Origin of the sequence: Dechloromonas denitrificans (genome assembly GCF_001551835.1) — a bacterium.
In the GTDB taxonomy this organism is placed as follows: domain Bacteria; phylum Pseudomonadota; class Gammaproteobacteria; order Burkholderiales; family Rhodocyclaceae; genus Azonexus; species Azonexus denitrificans.
Map to the genome: position 1 here is coordinate 155,978 of NZ_LODL01000013.1, position 20,607 is coordinate 176,584.

Consider the following 20,607-nt stretch of genomic DNA (forward strand, 5'->3'; position numbering starts at 1 on the left):
GCAACCAGACGATGGCTGCCGGCGCCATTGACGGTCAATTTGCCGGGCATGGCCTGCAGCGGGTGGCTGATCTGGTAGAACAGCGTGTTGGCCCACTGGTTGCCTTTCCACCAGGTGGCGACATTGGGCAGCAGGAAGTCGCAGCGACTGGTCAGCCAGACGATGGGGGCGGCGCTGGCCGTGGTGCCGGAGAACAGGGTGTCGAGCTGGCTGGCCTGGCCGAGCAGGGTGTTGATCAAGGCGCTGGTTTCGCCGATCGCGGTCGTCGCGCTGGCCAGGTTGGCGGCCGTTTGGTTGTCGATGTAGGCCTGCAGCAGCTGGAGTGACTCATTTTTGCCGGTGATGCTGCTCAGTGCGTCACTGGCCGTCTTGTAGGCCGAGCTGTCGAGGACGCTGGCCTTGGCTGGGTCGGTGCCGGCGGCGACGGTGTTGGCCTTGGCTTGCGGAGCAATCAGCGCGGCATTGTCGGCAATGATTTTTGCCCATAAATCGACGTTGACCGCAGCACTGCCCAGGAGGTCGGCATAGGGCGTGATGTCGGCTTGGCGGGGGCGTGGCGTCGCGGTGTCCTGCAACGTGAAGTTGGTCCGTGCCGTTTCGTAGGTCACCAAGACGGCGTTCAGGCTGGTGTGGCTGACATTGTTGTCGACTTGCTCGTTGGCAGCGATGGCGGTGGCCAGCGACGTAAGTGCACTGGTGGCCGTCGTGCTGGCGCTGTCGATTTGGCCGTAGTTGGCTGGCGTGGCCTGAGTGGCCAGGATGGCGCTGGCCAGGGCGCTGCTGGCATTGTTGCGGCGGGTGGTGACGTTGGGCACACCGGTCAGAATGGCGTCAACCGCCGCTTTGGTGCTGCTCAGTTGGGCGCTCAGGGCGTTCAGGTTGCCGGTGTTCTGTTCGCCTTGCAGCGTCGTCTGCAGGCTGCTGATTGGCCCAATCCAGAGGCTGACCGTACTGCTCAGGACGCTGACCCTGCTCGCCTCGATGCTGTCGCGCAGGGCTTTCAGCGCGGTGGACAGCGCGGCGGCCGCGGTTTGGGCCAGCGCCTGCTTGCCGGCGTCGCTCGGCGACATGACCGCACCGGCGGCATAGTCATAGGCGAGGCTGGCGGCGGTGCTGGCCGTGGTCAGGGCGGGAACAATATCGAGGCGGGGAGTAACGGTGGCGGCGAGCAACTGTTTCGCGGCATCGCTGGCCAATAGCCTTTCGCTGGCATTGGTCGCGGTGTCGAGTGACGTGACCTGATGGGACAGCGCCCAGGGCATGACGTCGATGCCCAGTTTGGCGAGCAGTTCGGGGAGCGGGTCGAATAGCGGATCGGTGTTGCCGGTCAGGCTGCGGATATCCAAGCCTTCAGTGACACTGATCCGGTTGTTCAGGATTGCCGTATCGATGCTGCTGTCGATCAGTTGTAGTTGGCCGCGGGCCGCATCGGCCGCCTGCTTGAGCTGGTTGGCCGTGCCGAAAATGGCGTCGAACAGGTTGCGTGCCTCGAGCAGGGCGGCCCCCATGCCCTGCAGGGCGGTCAGTTGCTGGTTGGCATCGCTCGCCATGCTGAGCGTGGTCCGGGCCAGAGTCAGCTTGGCGATACTGTTCTGCAGGGCGGCTTCCGGGCCGCTGCCGGGCTGGGTAGTCGGCACCCGGCCGAACAGGCTGCCGGCCTTTCCTTCGCGATTGCTGGCGGAGAACGGTGCCGGCCACGGGTAGCGGTGGTCGCTGTTGGCGGCGGAGCTGGCGTGTTGTTCGAGACAGCTTCTGACTTCGTTGGCGACGCGCTTTTCGACGGCCGCCATCAACTCCTGGCGGGTGATGGCAAGGATGATATCGTTGTTGCCGTCGGCGGTGCTGCTGCCGGCCTGGTAGACGTCATTGGTGTCGGCGTTGTCCGGGTCGAGTGCACCGCGAGGGGCGATGATCAGGCCGGCGATATCGTCGTGGCTCGAACCGTCGGTGGCGATCAAGGTCAGCAGGGCGCTGGTGTCGCTGTTGAGCGGCGGGCTTGCCCGGTCGCCACCGAAAAAACGATAGATCACCAATTGCAACGGCATGCCGTGGCTGTCGTGACTGTGCTCCAGATCCAGCGTTTTCCAGGGGAGGCCGCCGCGGTAGGCATCGCAGTCGTCGCGGGAAAGCAGCGGTGAAACTCCGTCGCCGATCAGGTCGGGGCAGAGCAGGCGGCCGGGGCGCTTGTCGTCGAGCACCGCGTAGGCAATCACCGCCTCCTTGGCTCGGGCCATCCTGATCAACAGTTGACTGTCCTGATGTACGCGGCTGAAGCGGCTGTTGCTACTTGAGTACCAGGTATAGCTGCCGGCCATGGCCAGCAGAACGAGCAGCATCCACAGCGCGACGCCCCGTTGTGACGCGAAGGGGGCGTGCCGTGTCATCGTGCCGTGCCGCCCGGCTTGATGATGATCCGGCCGCCGCGCAGCAGGCCTTCGCGTTCGCCGGTGCCGGGGTAAACCGTGTCGCCGACCGGGACGTTGGTAGCGGCGGCCGGCCCGGTTGCCTGATTTTCTTCGCCGTTGATCCAGCGCGTGCGCCGGCCGTCGCTGCGCCGGATCTCGCCGTTGATCGTCAGGCTGCTTTCACTGTCCAGCGGATTGGCTTGCAGACCGGGGTTGAGCAGGCGCTGGCGGTCGAGCGCGCTGCGCTGGCTTGGGGTCAGGAACAGGCGGCCGAGTACCGTTTCCTCGGCGCCGGCCGGGGGCAGGGCGGAGAGCAGGGCGAGGATAGGCAGCCAGAGGCGGGCAGGCATGTTCATTTCTTTCCGCTGGCGCGGCGGACGGTGATCCACTGCATCTCGCAATCGGCGCTCAGTTGCGCCAGCGTCTCGTGCGTACCGCCGGGATTGCCCGAGTTGCCGATGCGCCCCAGCTTGCAGTTCCGGACCAGGACCAGGGCTTTGGCATCCTTCTCGATCTGGCTCAGGAAATTCAACAAATCCTCCTCGTGCAGCAAGCGCAACTGCAGTCGCATCGGGCTGGCAAACCAAGCATAGGCGGTGCCGTCCACGTTTTCCAGCGGCACCTGCACGCCGTATTCGTAATTCATGCCGGGGAGGCGCAGCGCTTGCTGGGTGGCGCGCAGCATTTCTATCCATTCCAGGCGCTTTTCCTCGCCGCTGATACCGGAAGCCTGCAGTTGCTGGAAAATCTGCGCCCTGTCCTTGAGCTCCTGTTCCTCGGTGCGTACCTGGCGCAGGCGTTGCTCGACCTGCCCTTTCCGGTTGGCGGCAGTGTCCCGTTCCTGTTCCGCCTTGTGGGCTTCGCCCATGCTCCACCAGGCGAGCAGGCCGGCGATGGCGAGCAGTAGCACGGCGGCGAGCAGCGGCAGGCGGAGCTTCGCGAGGTCGTGAAGAGTGAGCTTCATGCGCCGAGCTTTCGGCTGATCTGCAGCGTGAATTTGCGCGGCTGATCGTTGTCGTCTTCACTGTCGCCGCCGCGCAGCGTGCGCCCCGATTCGATTTCGAACGGTTGCTGCGTGACGGTCACCGTGCAGGTTGGGTCGGCTCGCAACAATTCGACGAACTGGTCGAGGGTGTTCAGGATCTGCCGGGTGGAGGCGCCCCGTTCGAGGCGGATGGCGGCACGTACGGTGGTGATTTCCTCGTCGCCGACCATGAGTCCTGCGGTCGACGGCCCGGAAGTGCCGATTTTCCATTCGAGCCCTTCCAGTTCGATCGCCGGCATCCGGTTCAGGGCCTGGCCGAGGGCGCGGTAAGCCGGGCCTGGCTGGCGTTGCTGCTGGCGTAGATCGCGATGGCGGTCGGTCAGGCGGCGCAGGGTCTCGTTATCGATGCCCAGTTGCGGGAAGGTGGCGGAGATTTCCTGGTAGCGCCAGTTGAGGTCGGACTCGCTGGCGATCAATTGTTGCGTTTCAAGGCGCAGGGCGTGGGTCCGGTAGATTTCCTTGGCGGCGAACAGGGCGCCGCCGAGCAGGGCGATGACGCCGATGCCGATCAGTCCCTGGCGGATCTGGGAGAGCCGGAAGTCATGGCGGTAGGCTTCGCCGGCGAACTGTTGGCCGGGCGGCGCGGTGGCCAGCAGGTGCAGGAAGAGCAGATCGCTGCGGCTGTCACCAGGCAGCGTCTGCAGTTTCAGTTGCCGGGCTGCATCGTGACTGTCGATGATCGTGAAGTTGAGGTAGCCGTGATCCGGGCAAGTCTTCATGATGGCCGGAATGGCCTGCGGATGCGCAATCATGAAGACGGGCAGGGCTTCCTCGCGGCCGACCAGACGCTGACCGATCAGGTATTGCTGCAGCTTGCCGGCTTCGGCGGCAAAACTGTTGGCAATGCCGGCGATGCTGCTGTCGACGAGCGGCGCCATCCGGGAAAAAAGCGGCTGGCCATTGACCAGATAGGTTTCGCGGATCGAGTGGTCCTGCAAGGTGAGCAGCAGATAGCGCCCCTGCCCGAAACCCAGTTTTTTCAGCAGTTGACCGCCGAGTTGGGCCACTGTGTAGACCCCGGCCAGCGGCGCTTCGGCCTCCTTGATGCGTTGCAGCCAGGGCTCGAAATGGGCCGGATTGGTCAGCGCCGAGAGCAGCAGCTTTTCGTTCTTGCGCTTGCGCTTTTCGTAACCGAGCGAGATCGCGGCGGCCAATGGCGTGCCGAGGAAATGCTGGCCGATCTTGCGGGTGATCAGCGCCTGGCGGTCGCTGCCCTGCAGGAAGGGAATCGTCTCGAGAACGTGGCCTTCCTCGGCGACGTTGGCGAGCAGGTGAAAATGGCTGCGGTTATGCTCGCCCAGGTATTCGGCAAAATGGTCGAGGCCGGCCTGGTCGGGCTCGAAACTGCCTTCCGGCAACAGTTGCCCCTGCTGCCAGGCAAAAGCCGAGAGGCGGTGCGTGTTGAGGTAGAGGAGGCGGCGGGCGATCACGTTTTGATCTTGCTGATGACATCGTAAATGGGGCCGAGTACCGACAGCATAATCCAGCCCAGCATGGCGCCCATGAACAGCGTCAGCATCGGTTCGATCATCGCCTGCGCCTTGCCGACCGATTCCTTGACGTCGCGGTTGTAGAAATAGCTGACGTTGAGCAGCGCCTTGTCCAGCCCGCCGGTGCTTTCGCCGACCCGCAGCATGCGGACGACGAGCGGCGGGAAAAGGCCGACATCGTGAAAGGCGGCGGCGACATTGCGCCCCTCGCGGATCGACTGCTCGACCCGTTGCAGGGCCTGGCGGACGACGCGATTGCCGACGATGCTTTGCGTCGTCCGGATCGATTCGAGGATCGGGATGCCGGAGGCGTAGAGCATGGCGAAGGTACTGGCAAAGCGCGACAAAATGATTTTCTTCAGGATCGGGCCGACGACCGGCAGGCGCAGCTTGAGGCCATCCATGCGCAGGCGAGCCAGCGGGTTGCTGCGCAGGATCAGTTGCCCGGCGACGCCGGCGATGACCGGCGCAATAAGAAAGAGAAACCAGTAGTCGACCAACAGATCGGAGACGAAAAACAGCACCTTGGTCTGGGTCGGCAGGGTTTGCCCCATATTGCGGACGAACAGCTTGAGCTGCGGCACCATGTAGATCATCAGGAAAAAGGTGGCGGCGAGCACGATGCTGGCGACGAAGGCCGGGTACATCAGCAGCTTCTTGGTGTTCGAAGCCAGCTCGTCTTCCCATTTCATCGATTCGGTCAGGCTGGCCAGCACCTCGGGCAACTGGCCGCTGGCTTCGCCGGCGCGAATCAGGTTGATGAAGACCTGGCTGAATACGTCGGGATGCGCGCTCATCGCCTGCGACAGCGTCTGGCCGCCCTCGATGCTTTCGATCAGGCCGGCGATCACTTCGCGAAAGCGCGGGTGTTCCAGCGAATCGCGCAGGTCAGTCAGGCTCTCCAGGATGGGTACGCCAGCCCGCGTCAGCTGGTCGAGATGGAAGCAGAAGTTGATCAGTTCGGGGCGGGGGATGCTGCGCCCGCCAAACAGCTTGCGCTGGTGCACCGGATTGCCGATGACCAGATCGAGCTCCATGCGTTTCAGGCGCATTTCGAGGTCGACGACATTGATCGCATCGAGCCGTCCGAACACCATGCGGCCTTCTGCGCTGACTGCCTTGTAGTCGAACAGCATGGCTACATCCGGTCGGTCAGGTCGACGACGCGGCCGAGTTCCTCGAGCGAGGTCGTGCCGTTCATGACCCGCCGCAGGCCGTCGTCGGCCAGCGTGGTGAAGCCCTGGAGCAGGGCACGGCTGCGGATTTCATGGGTGGTGGCGCGGCGGGCGATCAACTCGTCGATGCCGCTGTCGACCCGGAGCAGTTCCATGATCGCGATCCGGCCGCGGTAGCCCTGGAAGTCGCAAAGTTCGCAGCCGCTCGGCCGGAACAGGATGGGATGCGGTTGGTTCGGGCCCGTGCCGAGCAGGCGGATTTCATGTGGCTCGGCCAGATAGGGTGACTTGCAGTGTTCACACAGGCGGCGGATCAGGCGCTGGGCGACGATGCCGATGATGTTGCCGGCCATGATGTCGGGCAGCACGCCGATGTCGAGCAGGCGAGGGATGGCGCCGATCGCCGAGTTGGTGTGCAGGGTGGTGTACACCTGGTGGCCGGTCATCGCGGCGCGGAAGGCCATTTCGGCGGTTTCGGCGTCGCGCACCTCGCCGACCAGGATGACGTCCGGGTCCTGGCGCATCATCGAGCGGATGCCGTTGGCGAAATCGAGCTTGGCCGATTCGGAGACCGAGGTCTGGCGCACCATCGCCATCGGATATTCAACCGGGTCTTCGAGGGTCATGATGTGGATGCCCTCGTTGTTGATGTGATTGAGTACCGAGTACAGCGTTGTCGTCTTGCCGCTGCCGGTCGGGCCGGTGACCAGGATGATGCCTTCCGGCCGGGCGATCATCAGCTTCAGTTGCTGCAGGTGTTCCTCGGATAGGCCAAGGCCTTCGAGCGGCACGATGCCTTTTTGCCGGTCGAGAATGCGCAGCACGATGTTCTCGCCGTGGATGGTCGGCTGGCTGGCGACGCGGAAGTCGATGGCGCGGCCGGATACGCTGAGGCCGATGCGGCCGTCCTGCGGCGCCCGCATCTCGGCGATGTTCATGCCGGACAGCACCTTGATGCGTACCGTCATCGCCGGCCAGTAGGATTTATGCAGGGCGCGGATCTGGCGCAGCATGCCGTCGATGCGGTAGCGGATGCGCAGGAAGTTGGCTTCCGGCTCGAAGTGGATGTCGGAGGCCTCGCGCTTGACCGCATCGGTCAGGATCGAGTCGATCAGCCGGACCACTGGCTGGCTGTACTCGTCATCGGTGGCCGACAGGCTCTTCCAGTCGATTTCGCCGGTTTCGATCTCGTGCAGGATGCCGTCGATCGACAGTTCGTAGCCGTAATACTGGTCGATGGCGCGGTCGATCTCGGATTCGCCGGCGAGCAGCGTCTCGATCTCGGTGCCTTCTTCGAGCTGCGTCCGGACGCGGTCGAGGCCGACGATGTCGTTGATGTCGGAGATGGCCAGGGTCAGGCGCTGGCTCGGCCGGTCATAGTCGAGCGGCAGCAGGTGATAGCGCTTGGCCAGTTCGCGCGGCACCAGCTTCAGCGCTTGCGGGTCGATCACCGCATGCGTCAGGTCGATGCTCTGTTTGCCCAGGCTTTCGGAAAGGGCTTGGCGCAAGGTCGCTTCCGAGACGAAACCGAGTGAGACGAGCAGCTTGCCGATCGGCTGGTTCAGCTTCATCTGCTCGAGCAGCGCAATGCGTAACTGGTCTTCCGAGAGGATGCCTTCGGAGATCAGGATCTGGCCGAGCGGCCGGTGCTGCATGGCGGACGTGCTCATGGTCGGCTCAGGGCTGGAGTTCGCTCAGCCGTTTGCGCACCGGCTCGCGCTCGAAAGCGGCCGGGCGCTTGTCGGCGGCCTCCAGTGCCAGCCGGTAATGCTGGGCGGCCAGTTTGTTCTGGCGGATGTGGTCGAGGCTGATCGCCAGGTTGAACAGGTAATCCGGATTGTCGCCATCCGCCGCGACGGCGTTGAAGTAGACCTGCTGGGCTTCGGCCCAGCGCTGCTGGCGGGCGTAGAGATTGCCCAAGGCGAAATTGAGCTGAGCCGATTCCGGCTGAACGGCGAGCAGCGACTTCAGGCGGCTCTCGGTATTCTGCGGGTCGGCGCCGGCGCTGGCGCCGTTCAGGGTAGCCGCCTGGACGGCCGGGTCGCTCGGGTTGGCGACCAGGGCGCGCTGATAGAGGCGTTCGGCGTCGCCGGGCCGGCCCTGGCGCTGGGCAATGGCGGCCAGGGCGAGCAGGGCGTCGGTATTGTTGGGGTCGCGCTGCAGGGCCTGTTCGTAATCGCGGCGGGCCAGCTCCAGCTCGTTGCGCTGAATGTTGGCATAGCCGCGGAGCTGGTTGCTGTCGACCTCGGGGCGGCTGCGGGTCAGGCGAATTGTTTCAGTCGGCACGCTTTCCGGTTCGCCAGTCGGCAGTGTGCGCGCCGGGCGGGTCGGTGGTGGCGCCGGGGGCGGTGAGGCGAACAGCGAGGTTTCGGGGGCAATTGCTGCGGTCGACGGCCCTGCCGGGGGCAAAACCACGGGCACGGCCGGTGCCGCGGGCGCTCCTCGGGGGGCTGCGCTGGCCGGGGCTGGGGTCGGGTTGGCACTTGGCCGAAGGCTATTGTTGCCGATGTTCAGAACCTGATAGCCGACGTAGCCGCCGATGCCGAGGCCGGCCAGACCGAGGATGCCGAGGGCAATCCACAGCGGCTGACGCGAAGGGGAGGTGTCGACCTGTTTGGCGGCAAAGGCATTGCGCACAGCTTCGCGGTCGGCCTGGGCGCTTTTTTGCTGGCTGGTGGCCGGTTTGGGCTGGGCTTGGCCGGGGCGGACGGCGCTGCTGGCCAGTTCGGCATCGACGGCGTCGATGTGGGCTGCCAGGTCGGGCAAGGGGCTGTTCTGAACGCGAGGCGCCGGTGGCGCCAGCGGTTCCAGGCCGAGCGTGTCGGCTGTCGCCGGGTCCTTGCCGCTCAGGCTGCGTGCCGCTTCCTGCTTGCTTGTCTCGGCCCGCTTCAGGGCGTCCATCAGCAGACTCATTGCCGGCGCTCAGCGACTGGGGGCGACATTGAAGGGCTGGGCTTCATTCGGTTGCCGGAAGAAGCCATCGCTCGGCAGGAGACCGCGCATGCCGGCGTAGTCGCCGTCAAGGCTGGCATCCTTGATCACCACCGGGCGCAGGAAGATGACCAGTTCCGACTTCCTGGCCGCGTTGTCACGCTTGGTGACCAATTCACCGGCCAGCGGGATCTGACCAAGAATGGGAATGCGGCCGGTGTTGTAATTGACGCTGTCTTCCATCAGTCCGCCGAGAACGGCGATGTCGCCGCTGGCGACGCGCATGACGGACTCGATTTCCCGGGTCCGGATCTGCGGCACGAAGTTCTGGACGCCGGCTGCCTTGTTGGACGGATTGGGGTCTTCCTTCCAGTCGGAGACACTGGAAATGGTCGGCCGGATATTCAGGATCACGTTCTGCGTATCGCTGATCTGGGCGGTCACCGACATCACCAGGCCGACCGAAACTGACTGCGGCGTGGTCGTCACGGCGGTCGTGGTGCCGACGTTGGCCGAGGTCGTGGTGTCCGACTTGACGTTGAAATAGACGATGTTCTCGACTACCTTGAGCAGGGCCGTCTGGTTGTTGAGTACGGAGAGGCGCGGGCTGGACAGCACTTTTGCGGTGCCGAAGGATTGCAGGACGTCGACCGCGGCAATCAGGTTGAGGGGCTTGTCGAGTTGCTGGAAGACCAGATTGAAGGCCGTATTGGCGGTGTCGATGACGCTGCCGCTGGCCGGGCGGGTGACCGAAAAGCCGGTGCCGTCCGATTTGAAGCGGCTCCAGTCGATGCCCTGCTTGTAGCCGTCGGAGAGTTCGACCTCGACGATGGTCGCTTCGATCAGCACCTGGCGCCGGGCAGCATGCACGACGCGATCGAGGAATTCCTGGATCTTGTCGTGCTGGCGTTGCGTGGCGCGCACGGTGATGACGCCGCTCTCGGCGTTCATGATCACCGAGGCCGCCTCGCGGAAGGTGTTGCGGCGGACGATCGAGTTGCCGACCGCCTGGCTGGAAGAGCCTGGCGTCGGATTGCTTTGCAGCGCATTGGCGATGGCTTGGGCAGCGCGCAGGCCGCTGCCTTGCGGCAGGGCGGCGGCACCGGTGGCGTTTTGCGCCGAGCTCTGTTCGACGACGGTTTCGCTGGAGCCTTCCGGCAGGATCTTGTCCGTTTCGCGCAGGATGTCCTTGATGTTCTTTTCCAGCGATTCCCAGAACTGGTTCTTGGAAGCGTTTTCGATCCGGGTATTGGAGATGTTGCCGGCCGCGCCGCTGCCGGCCGTGCTGCCGGCGCTACCGCTGCCGGTTCCGGTGCCACCGGTGCCGGTAGCGATCTGGGTGTTGGTCGACACGGTGCCGGTGACATTGCGCGACATGTTCACGTAGTCGACCTTGTAGTGCTTGAGGAACGGGGAGTCCGGCATTACCGCCAGATTCGGGCCGTCCAGTTCGAAGCGCATGTCGACCTGCTTGGCAATCCGGGTCAACAGTTGCGGCAGCGTCTGGTCGATGGCGTTCAGCGTGACGGTGCCGCTGATGCCAGGATGGATATCGACATTGACCTTGGCGTCGCGGGACAGTGCAAACAACAAGTCGCGGACCTGGACATTGTTGACGACGACGCTGTAAGTCTCGGCTTTGGGGGTGGCGCGTGGCTTGGGAAAGGCCAGCGACTGCTGGACGGGGGGCGGAATATCGCTATTACTGCGGGGCGCGGCGGCCGTTTCCGAACTGAGATGCCCTTTCAGCGGTTCGCGGGGAACCGGGGCGGCGCAAGCTGCCAGCAGCAAGCAGAGAAACGATCCCTGGATAAAGCCGACTTTCATCGGACGTCGCCTTGTTTCAACAAGATATTCACTGTTTTCAATATGTTCGAACGATCCTAGCACGTAAGTTAGGAACTCGTCATGGTTTGTGGCGGCTCGTGACGGCTAGTGAAGTTTGCTGACCTGACGTGGGAATGGCTGGGCTGCCCGGATGTTTTCCGGCAGGGTCTGCATCGCTGCCGCCGCTTCTTCGCGACTCGGATAGTCGCCGTAGATGACGCCAACCCGGTCGCGTCCGGAGAGGTTGGAGCGATAGGCGCGAATTGCCTCCGGTTCCAGGGCTTTGGTGGCTCGGGCCAGGAAGCCTTCGATCTCGCCGGTGCTTTGCGCATCAGTCGCCAGCAGTTGGATAAAGTAATGGTTGCGCGGAACTTCGGCAATCCAGCGCTCGTATTGGGCAAAGTGCTGGCGGGTCAGTGGGCCGAAGCGAACGTTTTCAGCTGGTTTTTGCTCATTTTGGCTGGTTGACCGCAGGACCGGGGCTGGCGTGGCGGGGGGGGCGGCCACCGGCGGATTTACCTGGCTTGGCGGCAACGTTTCGGTGCGCATCAGCAGGCCGATGACCAGCAGCCCGGTTAGCGTCGCGGCGCCGGCCCCAGCCAGGCCCCAGGCCAGCGGTTTCAGATTGGCCGGTTTCTTCGGCTGCAGTGGGGAGAAGCGCGCATCCTGCGCGGCGGTGTTGACCTCGCCGGTGTCGACCTGGTGCCGGCTGGCCGAGTAGGCAGCGAGCAGTGCCTTGTCGGCGAGGATGTTGATGCGTCGGGAGAGACCTTCGGAGAGCCGGGCAATCAGCTCGATGGCGGCGCCGGTAAACGGGTTGGGGCCGTGGTAGCCGGCGGTGCGCAGGCGAAACTCGATATAACCGGCGACTTCGGCGGCTTTGAGCGGGGCCAGGTTGAAGTGCTGGGTAATGCGCTCGCGCAACTGGCGCATGTCGGTGGCAGCCAGCCGTTCATCCAGTTCAGGTTGGGCGAAAAGGGCAATCTGCAGCAGCTTGGCGGCCTTCGATTCGAGGTTGGAGAGCAGGCGGATTTCTTCCAGCGACTCGGCCGGCATGGCATGGGCTTCGTCGATCAGGATGACGACGCGCTTGCCGGCGGCGTAGCGTTCGATCAGCGCGTCCTGCAGGGCGCGGGTCAGCGAATGCGTCGCCTTGCCATCGGTGGGAATGCCCAGTTCGTCGGCGATGGCGCCGAGGATTTCGCTGCGCGACAGCGAGGGATTGGCCAGATAAAGCGTTTCAACGTTTTCCGGCAGCCTTTCGAGCAGCATCCGGCACAGCATGGTCTTGCCGCTGCCGACCTCGCCGGTCACCTTGACGATGCCTTCATCCTGGGTAATGGCGTAGACCAATGCCTCGAGGGTTGGACCGCGATTGGCGCCGGTGAAGAAAAAGTCGGTATGTGGCGTGATGCGAAACGGCGGCTCACGCAGTCCGAAATGTTCCAGGTAAAGGCTCATCGGCGATTCCAGCTTTGCATGCGGTTGTAGAGTGTGGTGCGGTTGATGCCGAGACGGCGGGCCGCCTGGCTCATATTGCCACTGGACAGCTCCAGTGCGGCCTCGATGTAGCTGCGTTCCCAGAGTTCCAGCGTGGCATCGAGGCTGATGCTGGCGTTTTTGCTCAAGTGGTCGATGGCGGCTTTCCGCGTTTGTTCAAGATCGTTGGCAATCAGTCCGGCTGTCGCCGCCGGGCTGTTCTCATTGGCGAGTTCGCCAAGATCGAACTCGGCCAGCAGTTGTTCCTTGCTTACTGTCTGGCCGGCATGGCGAGCGGTGAGGCGAATGACAATGTTGCGCAATTCGCGGACATTGCCTGGAAATGCGTAGTCCAGCCAGAGTGCTTCGGCCGCCGGGTCGAGTTGAAAGGGAGGGCGCTGGGCCTGGTGGGCAAAGGTGTTGCGAAAATGCGACAGTAGCAGGAGGCGATCCGGGCCCATTTCGCGCAATGGCGGCACGTTGACCGTGAAGACCGAAAGCCGGTGGTAGAGGTCGGCCCGAAAGCGTCCGGCTCTGACCTCCTGGCGGAGGTCGCGGTTGGTGGCGGCGATGATGCGGGCGGTCGAAATCCGACTTTGTGTTTCGCCGACCCGTTGATACTCGCCGTTTTCCAGCACGCGCAGCAGCTTGGGCTGTAGATCGAGCGGCAACTCGCCGATTTCATCGAGGAACAGCGTGCCGCTGTCGGCATCCTCGAAATAGCCGCTCTTGCTTGCCGTGGCACCGGTGAAGGCGCCACGGGCATAGCCGAACAGTGTCGGTTCGAGCAGGGTTGGCGAGATGGCGGCGCAGTTCAGTGCAAGAAAGGGCTTTTCCCTGCGCTCGGTCATCCGGTGCAGGTAGTGACTGGCTGCGATGTCCTTGCCGCTCCCCGATTCGCCCTCGATCAATACCGGGAAAGCCAGGTTGGCGTACTGCCCGAGCTGCAGTTGCAGCCTTTGCATGGGCGGGCTTTCCCCGACCAGGCCGCTGGGCGGCTCCGCGCTTTGGGGTGGCGAAAAAGACAGCGACTGGCGCAGCAGCTTGGCCAGTCTGGCCGGGTCGCACGGTTTGCCGACAAACTCGACGGCGCCCAGGGTGCGCGCATGGCGAGCGTTATCGTCGTCATTTTGGCCAGAGAGGACAATGATCTTCATTTCCGGCGCCAGGGCCAGCAATTCGCCGATCAGGGCGAAACCTTCGTCGGGGCGGTGCGGGAGCGGCGGCAGGCCAAGGTCGACCAGGGCCAGTTGCGGGATCTGCCGGAGTTGCCGGAGGAGGCTGCGGCAATGTGCTCTGGAGTGGCTGGTGACGACATCAAATTCCTGTGCGAAAGCAAAGCTCAGCGACTCGCTGATCAGCGAGTCGTCGTCGACTATCAGCAGCAGCGGCTTGGCGACAGGCACAGGCACAGGCACAGGCAATTTATTCCATGTGAAAGATTTGCTCGATTATAGCCTCGTCGCTTCCGGGCGACGGGCGCCGATTCTGTTAAAATCCGCCGACTTTTCCCGAGGAAACGCTTTGCCCGACGACATTCTGGTCGATATCGAGGACCTTCAATTCAATTACGACGGCCGGCCGGTGCTGCAAGGAATCAACATGAAGATCCCGCGCGGCAAGGTGGTCGCCATCATGGGCGGCTCCGGTTGTGGCAAGACCACATTGCTGCGCTGTATCGGTGGCCAGTTGCGGCCGACTGGCGGGCGGGTGCGCCTGGAAAAGCACCAGGTCTGTGAAATGTCGGAGGCCGAGTTGTATCGTCTGCGTCGCAAGATGGGGATGCTCTTCCAGTTCGGCGCCTTGTTCACCGATATGTCGGTTTTCGACAACGTCGCTTTCCCGTTGCGCGAACATACCGACATGTCGGAGGAAATGATCCGCGACCTGGTCTTGATGAAACTTGAGGCGGTCGGCTTGCGCGGGGCGCGCAAGCTAATGCCGGGCGAGCTTTCCGGCGGCATGGCCCGGCGCGTCGCCCTGGCGCGGGCGGTGGCGCTGGACCCGATGCTGGTCATGTACGACGAGCCGTTTACCGGCCTCGACCCGATCGCGCTGGGCGTGATCGGCCAGTTGATCCGCAAGTTGAATGACGCCCTCGGGGCAACCTCGATCATGGTCACGCACGATATCCACGAGTCCTTGCTGATCGTCGATTACATCTATTTCCTGAACGGCGGTCGTGTTGTGGCGGAGGGGACGCCCGACGAAATACGCGCCTCGAAAGATCCTTTTGTGCATCAATTTGTCTATGCCGAGGTTGAAGGGCCGGTGCACTTCGACTATCCCGCACCCTCCGTCCGGCAGGAGTTGTTGGCTGGAGTGACACGTGTTTAACCCGGCTGCGTTGATTCGGAAACTGGGGCATGCAACGGTTGAGCGTATCTGGCGGCTGGGTTTCGCCGCGCGTTTCTTTGTTGCCATCCTGCAGCATTCGGGCACGTCTTTCCGCCGCCTGCCGCTGACCCTGCGCGAAATTTATTTCAGTGGCGTGTTGTCGCTGCTGATCATTCTCGTTTCCGGCCTGTTCGTCGGCCTGGTCTTGGGCTTGCAGGGCTTCGAGACGCTGCAGCGCTATGGCTCGACCGAGGCGCTCGGCGTCCTGGTGGCGCTGTCGCTGACCCGCGAACTCGGGCCGGTGGTGGCTGCCCTGCTCTTTGCCTCGCGCGCCGGTTCGTCGGTGACGGCCGAAATCGGTTTGATGAAGGCGACCGAACAACTGAAGGCGATGGACATGATGGCGGTCAATCCGATTGCCCGGGTCGTGGCGCCGCGCTTCTGGGGCGGCGTGGTCGCGATGCCGCTGCTTGCCGCAATGTTCTCGGCGATGGGAGTGCTCGGTGGCTGGCTGATCGGCGTTGTCTTCATCGGTGTCGATGATGGTGCTTTCTGGTCGCAGATGCAGGCCGGCGTCGACTGGCGTTACGACGTCTGGAATGGCGTTATCAAGAGTTTTGTCTTTGGCATCGCGGTTTCGCTGATTGCTGTTTTCGAAGGTTACGATTCCGTGCCGACCGCCGAAGGCGTGTCGCGGGCGATTACTCGCACCGTGGTCACTTCAGCGCTGACCATACTGGCACTTGATTTCGTTCTCACTTCCTTCATGTTCCGGGGAGCTTCATGAACCGTACCGTCCTCGACCTCTGGGTCGGCTTTTTTGTCGCATTGGGTATCGCAGCTTTGTTGTTTTTGGCACTCAAGGTGGGCAACCTCTCGTCTGCGCACATGTCTGAGACTTACGTGCTGCAGGCCAAGTTTGATAACATCGGCGGGTTAAAAGTGCGCGGTCCGGTGAAGAGCGCTGGTGTCGTGGTCGGCCGGATTGCCGAGATCAAGTTTGACCCGGTGAGCTACGAGGCGGTGGTGACCCTGAATGTCGACGGTCGTTACCAGTTCCCGAAAGATACTTTCGCATCGATTTACACGGCGGGCTTGCTTGGTGAGCAATATGTCGGCCTTGACGTTGGGGGCGACGAAAAAATGTTGAAGGCCGGCGACACGATTGCCAAGACGCAATCTGCCGTCGTTCTCGAGAAAATGATCAGCCAGTTTCTTTTCAGCAAGGCAGCGGACGGACAGGATAAAAAATGACGTTGAAGCAAGGGGCTTGGGTGATGCGGGCATGCAGCAAATGGCTGGTTGGAGGAGGCGTGTTGCTGGCGTGTGCGGGCAGTGTTTTGGCCGAGGGCAATCCGCGTGACCCTTATGAGGGCTTCAATCGCAGCATGTTCGCAGTCAACGAAGTGGTGGATAAATATGCCGCCAAGCCGGTTGCCCAGGTTTATGACCACGTTGCTCCGCTGCCGGTAAAGGCCGGGTTTGGCAACTTCTTTGGCAATGTCGGCGATCTGTGGATCGGTGCCAATAGCGCACTGCAGGGTAAGTTCGCTGATGCGGGAGTCGATGTCGGACGTTTGTTGATCAATTCGACAGTGGGCATTTTCGGATTGTTCGATGTGGCCAGCGAATTGGGGCTGGAGAAGCATGAAGAGGATTTTGGCCAGACCATGGCGGTGTGGGGTGTCGGTGATGGCGGCTACCTGTTCTGGCCGGTAATCGGCCCACGTACCGCGCGCGATACCGCTGGCTGGGCTATTGATTCCTATGTCGATCCGGTATGGCGCGTGCGCCCGATTTCGACGCGCAACAGTATGGTTGCCCTGCGTTTCGTCGATATTCGCGCCAGCCTGTTGCCGGCCGACAAGGTGGTCGAGGAAGCGGCGCTCGACAAGTATGCCTATATTCGCGATGCTTACTTGCAGCGTCGTCGTAACCAGATTTTTGATGGCCGCCCGCCGCGGCTTGAAGATTGATTGTTGGGAAAATGATGATTAAACAGTTCTTTGCCGTTGTTTTTGCGGGTTCGCTGATTGCTTCTGTGCACGCACAGGAAGCGCCGGATGCCTTGGTGCAGCAGGTGACCGAGGAGGTGCTGGAGATTGTCCGCAAGGACAAGGATATCCAGGGCGGCAGCACGCAGAAGGTGATCGACCTGGTCGACAAGAAGGTGTTGCCGCACTTCAATTTTCCGCACATGACCGCGCTGGCCATGGGCAAGGACTGGAAAAAGGCGACGCCGCCACAGCAGCAAGCCTTGACGCATGAGTTCAAGACTTTGCTGGTTCGTACCTATGCCAATGCCTTGACTGGCTACAAGAACCAGAAAATCGTCTATAAGCCATTCAAGATGAATGCTGGTGAGACCGATGTGCTGGTGCGGACCGAAGTGCTGCAACCGGGGAGCAAGCCGGTGCAGCTCGATTACAGTCTGGAAAAGCTGGATGGCGGTTGGAAGGTTTACGACGTCGTGGTGGCCGGTATCAGTTTGGTTACCAATTATCGCGACCAGTTTGGCCAGGAAGTGCGTAACGGTGGGGTCGATGGTTTGATCGCCTCGATCAGCGCCAAGAACAAGTCGCTGGAAGCAAATCTCGCCAAGGCGGAAAAAAAATGATCGAACAGGTGGCCGGGCACCTTGTTGTCAAGGTGCCTCTTGTCATGGCCAATGCGCGCGGCCTGCTTGAAGCAGGCCGTTCTGCTTTAATGGCAGGCGAGCAGGTCTTTGATTTTTCCGAAGTCAGCGAGGCTGATTCCTCAGCCATTGCTGTGATGCTCGGCTGGTTGCGGTCGGCCGAAGCCGCGCGGTCGACCGTCAAGTTTGCCCATATTCCGGCGGGCGTGCGTTCGCTGGCCGAGTTGTACGGCGTTTCGGAGTTGCTGCCCCTCGCTTGAGGTGGTATTCATCGCGATGGTCGCTGCCGTTTCCATTATTGATGTCGTCAAGCATTTCGGTTCGCTGAAAGCGCTGGCCGGTGTTTCCCTGGAGATCGAGCAAGGGGAGTTTTTCGGGCTGCTCGGCCCGAATGGCGCCGGCAAGACGACGCTGATTTCCGCGCTGGCAGGCTTGCTGCGCCCGGATTCCGGTTCCCTGAAAGTCCTGGGGCATGATGTCGTCACGGATTTTCGCGAGGCGCGCCGTTTGCTCGGCGTGGTGCCGCAGGAACTGGTCTTTGATCCCTTCTTCAATGTGCGGGAGACGCTACGCATTCAGTCCGGCTATTTCGGTATTCGCAAGAATGATGACTGGATTGACGAGATTCTCGAAAACCTCGACTTGACCAGCAAGGCCGAGGTCAACATGCGTCGCCTGTCCGGCGGGATGAAGCGACGGGTGCTGGTTGCCCAGGCGCTGGTCCATAAGCCCCCGGTGATCGTGCTGGATGAGCCGACGGCCGGTGTCGATGTCGAATTGCGACAGGGCTTGTGGCAGTTTGTCCGCCGCCTGAATGGCGAAGGTCATACCATCATTTTGACGACGCATTATCTCGAGGAGGCCGAGGCCTTGTGCGGCCGGATCGCTCTGATGAAGCAGGGACGCATCATCGCACTCGATACCACGGCCAACCTGATGGCAGCCCATCCCGGCGGTACGCTGGAAGATGTCTTTGTGCGGACGATGAACCAATGATCGGTTTCTGGACGCTCTTCTATAAGGAATTGCTGCGTTTCTGGAAGGTGGCCTTCCAGACTGTCGGTGCGCCGGTGCTGACGGCGCTGCTCTATCTGCTGATTTTCGGCCACGTGCTCGACGAACACGTGCAGGTGCACGGCGTGCGTTATACGACTTTTCTGGTGCCTGGCCTGGTGATGATGCAGGTTTTGCAGAATGCCTTTGCCAATTCGTCATCGAGCCTGATTCAGGCCAAGATTACCGGCTCGATCATTTTCGTGCTGTTGCCGCCGATTCCCTACAGCGCCTTTTTTGCCGCCTATGTTTTGGCGGCAGTGGCGCGCGGCTTGATGGTGGGGCTTGGTGTGTTGCTGGCGACAGTCTGGTTTACCGAGCTCAAAATTGTTGCGCCGCTCTGGATTTTCGCCTTTGCATTGTTCGGTGGCGGACTGTTTGCGGCGCTGGGCATGATTGCCGGAATCTGGTCAGAGAAATTCGACCAGTTGGCAGCTTTCCAGAACTTTTTGATCATGCCGCTGACTATGCTCTCTGGCGTCTTCTATTCGATTTACACGCTGCCCGAATTTTGGCAACGCCTGTCGCATTACAATCCCGTTTTTTACATGATTGATGGCTTCCGCTATGGCTTTTTCGGTGTCTCGGATGTGGCACCCGAGATCAGCCTGACGGTTGTTGTCGCCTGCTTCGCTGTCGTCTTTGCGCTGACCCTGAGTCTGCTCAAGCGGGGCTGGAAACTAAGAGCTTAAACATGATGCACCCTGACCAGATCAAGCAACTCATACTCGCCGGCATGACCTGCGAACACCTCGCCCTGGATGGCGACGGGCAGCACTTCGAGGCCCTTGTGGTCAGTGCGGAGTTTGTCGGCAAGAACCGCGTCCAGCGTCAGCAGCACGTGAATAAAATCCTCAAGGCAAGATTTGACTCCGGTGAATTGCATGCCCTGTCGTTCAAAACATTGACCCCGGAAGAGTGGAGCGCCCAGCGTGGATAAATTATTGATTCAGGGCGGCAGTGCCCTCTCCGGCGAAGTGGCAATTTCCGGTGCCAAAAATGCGGCGCTGCCTATCCTTTGCGCTTCCTTGCTGACCACTGAGCCATTGCATCTGACCAATGTGCCGCATCTCAACGATATTTCGACGATGCTCCGCCTGTTGGCCGAAATGGGGGTGGGCGTGACCATGGACGGGGTTGATGGCCTGGTCTTGAACGGCGGCGGGCTGAACAACCCGATCGCCTCTTACGAGATGGTCAAGACCATGCGCGCCTCGATCCTCGTGCTGGGGCCATTGCTGGCACGCTGTGGCGAGGCACGGGTGTCGCTGCCCGGCGGCTGCGCGATTGGCGCCCGGCCGGTCGACCAGCACATCAAAGGCTTGCAGGCGATGGGGGCCGAAGTCAAGGTCGAGCAGGGTTATGTTCATGCCAAGGCGGCGCGCCTGAAGGGCGCCCGCATCTGTACCGACATGGTGACCGTGACCGGTACCGAAAACCTGATGATGGCGGCTTGTCTGGCCGACGGTGAGACGATCATCGAAAACGCTGCGCGCGAGCCGGAAGTGGTCGATCTGGCCAACTGCCTGGTCAGCATGGGCGCCCGGATTTCGGGAGCGGGGACCGATGTCATTCGTATCCATGGTGTCGATAAACTGCATGGTGCGACACATTCAATCATGCCCGACCGGATCGAGACCGGGACCTATTTGTGTGCTGCTGCGGCGACTGGGGGCGATATTCGTCTGGTCAAGACGTCCGCCGCCTATCTCGATACGGTGGTCGATAAGTTGATGGATGCCGGTTGTGAAATTACCGTCGAACGCGATGCAATCCGTCTGGTTGCGCCACAGCGCCTGAAGGCAGTCAGTCTTCGTACTGCACCGTATCCCGCTTTCCCGACCGACATGCAGGCGCAGTTCATGGCGATCAACTGTGTGGCCGATGGCGTGGCGACCATCCGGGAAACCATTTTTGAAAACCGCTTCATGCACGTTAACGAATTGATGCGTCTTGGGGCCAATATCCAGATCGAGGGCAACAATGCCATCGTGCGCGGGGTGGACCGGCTGGAAGGGGCGACGGTGATGGCGACCGATCTGCGTGCTTCGGCTTCGCTGGTCATTGCCGCCCTGGTTGCCCAAGGGGAGACGCTGATTGACCGCATTTACCATCTCGACCGCGGCTACGAACGGATCGAGGAAAAGCTGGCCAAGCTCGGGGCTAGCGTCAAGCGCGTGCACTAAGTCTGACTGCAGGCATGTCGCTGCTGCGGCATGCCTTGGAGCTG

The 20,607-nt window shown here is 62.0% G+C and carries 19 protein-coding genes and 1 pseudogene; 10 read left to right on the plus strand and 10 right to left on the minus strand.

What is annotated here, in order from left to right; translation table 11 throughout:
- From AT959_RS21590 to AT959_RS07000, 10 genes are all read right to left on the minus strand, one after another.
- Nucleotides 1–2,384: hypothetical protein (locus tag AT959_RS21590; protein WP_205629850.1), on the minus strand; the 2,384-nt coding region annotated here is incomplete at its 3' end.
- A complete protein-coding gene (locus AT959_RS06960; RefSeq protein ID WP_157651238.1) occupies nucleotides 2,381–2,755 on the minus strand; it encodes a hypothetical protein in 375 nt (124 codons plus the stop codon). The genes AT959_RS21590 and AT959_RS06960, both read right to left, overlap by 4 nt.
- A gap of 2 nt (nucleotides 2,756–2,757) precedes the next feature.
- Nucleotides 2,758–3,369, minus strand: a complete 612-nt coding sequence (locus AT959_RS06965; protein WP_066882024.1) for a hypothetical protein — start codon at nucleotides 3,367–3,369, stop codon at nucleotides 2,758–2,760.
- Nucleotides 3,366–4,880 (minus strand): hypothetical protein, encoded by a 1,515-nt coding sequence (locus AT959_RS06970; protein WP_066882026.1) that lies wholly within the window; start codon nucleotides 4,878–4,880, stop codon nucleotides 3,366–3,368. Before AT959_RS06970 ends, AT959_RS06965 begins: the two co-directional genes overlap by 4 nt.
- Nucleotides 4,877–6,076, minus strand: a complete 1,200-nt coding sequence (locus AT959_RS06975; RefSeq protein WP_066882029.1) for a type II secretion system F family protein — start codon at nucleotides 6,074–6,076, stop codon at nucleotides 4,877–4,879. Before AT959_RS06975 ends, AT959_RS06970 begins: the two co-directional genes overlap by 4 nt.
- A 2-nt stretch (nucleotides 6,077–6,078) precedes the next feature.
- Entirely contained in the window at nucleotides 6,079–7,785 is a 1,707-nt protein-coding gene (locus AT959_RS06980) for a GspE/PulE family protein (protein WP_066882031.1), read from the minus strand.
- A 7-nt stretch (nucleotides 7,786–7,792) separates the two neighbouring features.
- Nucleotides 7,793–9,028: a tetratricopeptide repeat protein gene (locus AT959_RS06985; protein ID WP_066882032.1), complete on the minus strand. Its 1,236-nt coding sequence runs from the start codon at nucleotides 9,026–9,028 to the stop codon at nucleotides 7,793–7,795.
- Between the two features lie 9 nt (nucleotides 9,029–9,037).
- Nucleotides 9,038–10,873, minus strand: coding sequence for a pilus (MSHA type) biogenesis protein MshL (mshL, locus tag AT959_RS06990; RefSeq protein WP_066882033.1), 1,836 nt, complete (start codon nucleotides 10,871–10,873; stop codon nucleotides 9,038–9,040).
- A gap of 105 nt (nucleotides 10,874–10,978) precedes the next feature.
- Nucleotides 10,979–12,334, minus strand: a complete 1,356-nt coding sequence (locus tag AT959_RS06995; protein ID WP_066882035.1) for an AAA family ATPase — start codon at nucleotides 12,332–12,334, stop codon at nucleotides 10,979–10,981.
- Entirely contained in the window at nucleotides 12,331–13,770 is a 1,440-nt protein-coding gene (locus AT959_RS07000; protein WP_240481770.1) for a sigma-54-dependent transcriptional regulator, read from the minus strand. Before AT959_RS07000 ends, AT959_RS06995 begins: the two co-directional genes overlap by 4 nt.
- A gap of 106 nt (nucleotides 13,771–13,876) precedes the next feature.
- Here AT959_RS07000 and AT959_RS07005 point away from each other — a divergent pair, with 106 nt between their 5' ends.
- The 10 genes and pseudogenes from AT959_RS07005 to murA all read left to right on the plus strand — a co-directional run bounded on the left by AT959_RS07005 (nucleotide 13,877) and on the right by murA (nucleotide 20,563).
- Nucleotides 13,877–14,689, plus strand: coding sequence for an ABC transporter ATP-binding protein (locus AT959_RS07005; protein ID WP_066882037.1), 813 nt, complete (start codon nucleotides 13,877–13,879; stop codon nucleotides 14,687–14,689).
- Nucleotides 14,682–15,476: a lipid asymmetry maintenance ABC transporter permease subunit MlaE gene (gene mlaE, locus AT959_RS07010; protein ID WP_066882039.1), complete on the plus strand. Its 795-nt coding sequence runs from the start codon at nucleotides 14,682–14,684 to the stop codon at nucleotides 15,474–15,476. Before AT959_RS07005 ends, mlaE begins: the two co-directional genes overlap by 8 nt.
- Nucleotides 15,473–15,943, plus strand: a complete 471-nt coding sequence (mlaD, locus tag AT959_RS07015) for an outer membrane lipid asymmetry maintenance protein MlaD (RefSeq protein WP_066882041.1) — start codon at nucleotides 15,473–15,475, stop codon at nucleotides 15,941–15,943. Before mlaE ends, mlaD begins: the two co-directional genes overlap by 4 nt.
- Nucleotides 15,940–16,665 (plus strand): MlaA family lipoprotein, encoded by a 726-nt coding sequence (locus AT959_RS07020; protein WP_066882043.1) that lies wholly within the window; start codon nucleotides 15,940–15,942, stop codon nucleotides 16,663–16,665. Before mlaD ends, AT959_RS07020 begins: the two co-directional genes overlap by 4 nt.
- A gap of 14 nt (nucleotides 16,666–16,679) precedes the next feature.
- Nucleotides 16,680–17,306, plus strand: coding sequence for an MlaC/ttg2D family ABC transporter substrate-binding protein (locus AT959_RS07025; protein ID WP_066882045.1), 627 nt, complete (start codon nucleotides 16,680–16,682; stop codon nucleotides 17,304–17,306).
- Complete coding sequence (locus tag AT959_RS07030; RefSeq protein ID WP_083518266.1) at nucleotides 17,303–17,584, plus strand: STAS domain-containing protein; 282 nt, start codon at nucleotides 17,303–17,305, stop codon at nucleotides 17,582–17,584. The genes AT959_RS07025 and AT959_RS07030 overlap by 4 nt, the downstream gene beginning before the upstream one ends.
- A gap of 16 nt (nucleotides 17,585–17,600) precedes the next feature.
- Nucleotides 17,601–18,263 (plus strand): annotated as a pseudogene (locus AT959_RS07035) (ABC transporter ATP-binding protein); the annotation flags it as partial.
- 53 nt (nucleotides 18,264–18,316) lie between these two features.
- Entirely contained in the window at nucleotides 18,317–19,069 is a 753-nt protein-coding gene (locus tag AT959_RS07040) for an ABC transporter permease (protein ID WP_066882047.1), read from the plus strand.
- Between the two features lie 2 nt (nucleotides 19,070–19,071).
- Nucleotides 19,072–19,317 carry a BolA family protein gene (locus tag AT959_RS07045; protein ID WP_205629851.1) on the plus strand — a complete coding sequence of 82 codons (246 nt, stop codon included), beginning with the start codon at nucleotides 19,072–19,074 and terminating at the stop codon, nucleotides 19,315–19,317.
- Nucleotides 19,310–20,563, plus strand: a complete 1,254-nt coding sequence (murA, locus tag AT959_RS07050; protein ID WP_066882049.1) for a UDP-N-acetylglucosamine 1-carboxyvinyltransferase — start codon at nucleotides 19,310–19,312, stop codon at nucleotides 20,561–20,563. Before AT959_RS07045 ends, murA begins: the two co-directional genes overlap by 8 nt.
- Nucleotides 20,564–20,607: the final 44 nt, after the last annotated feature.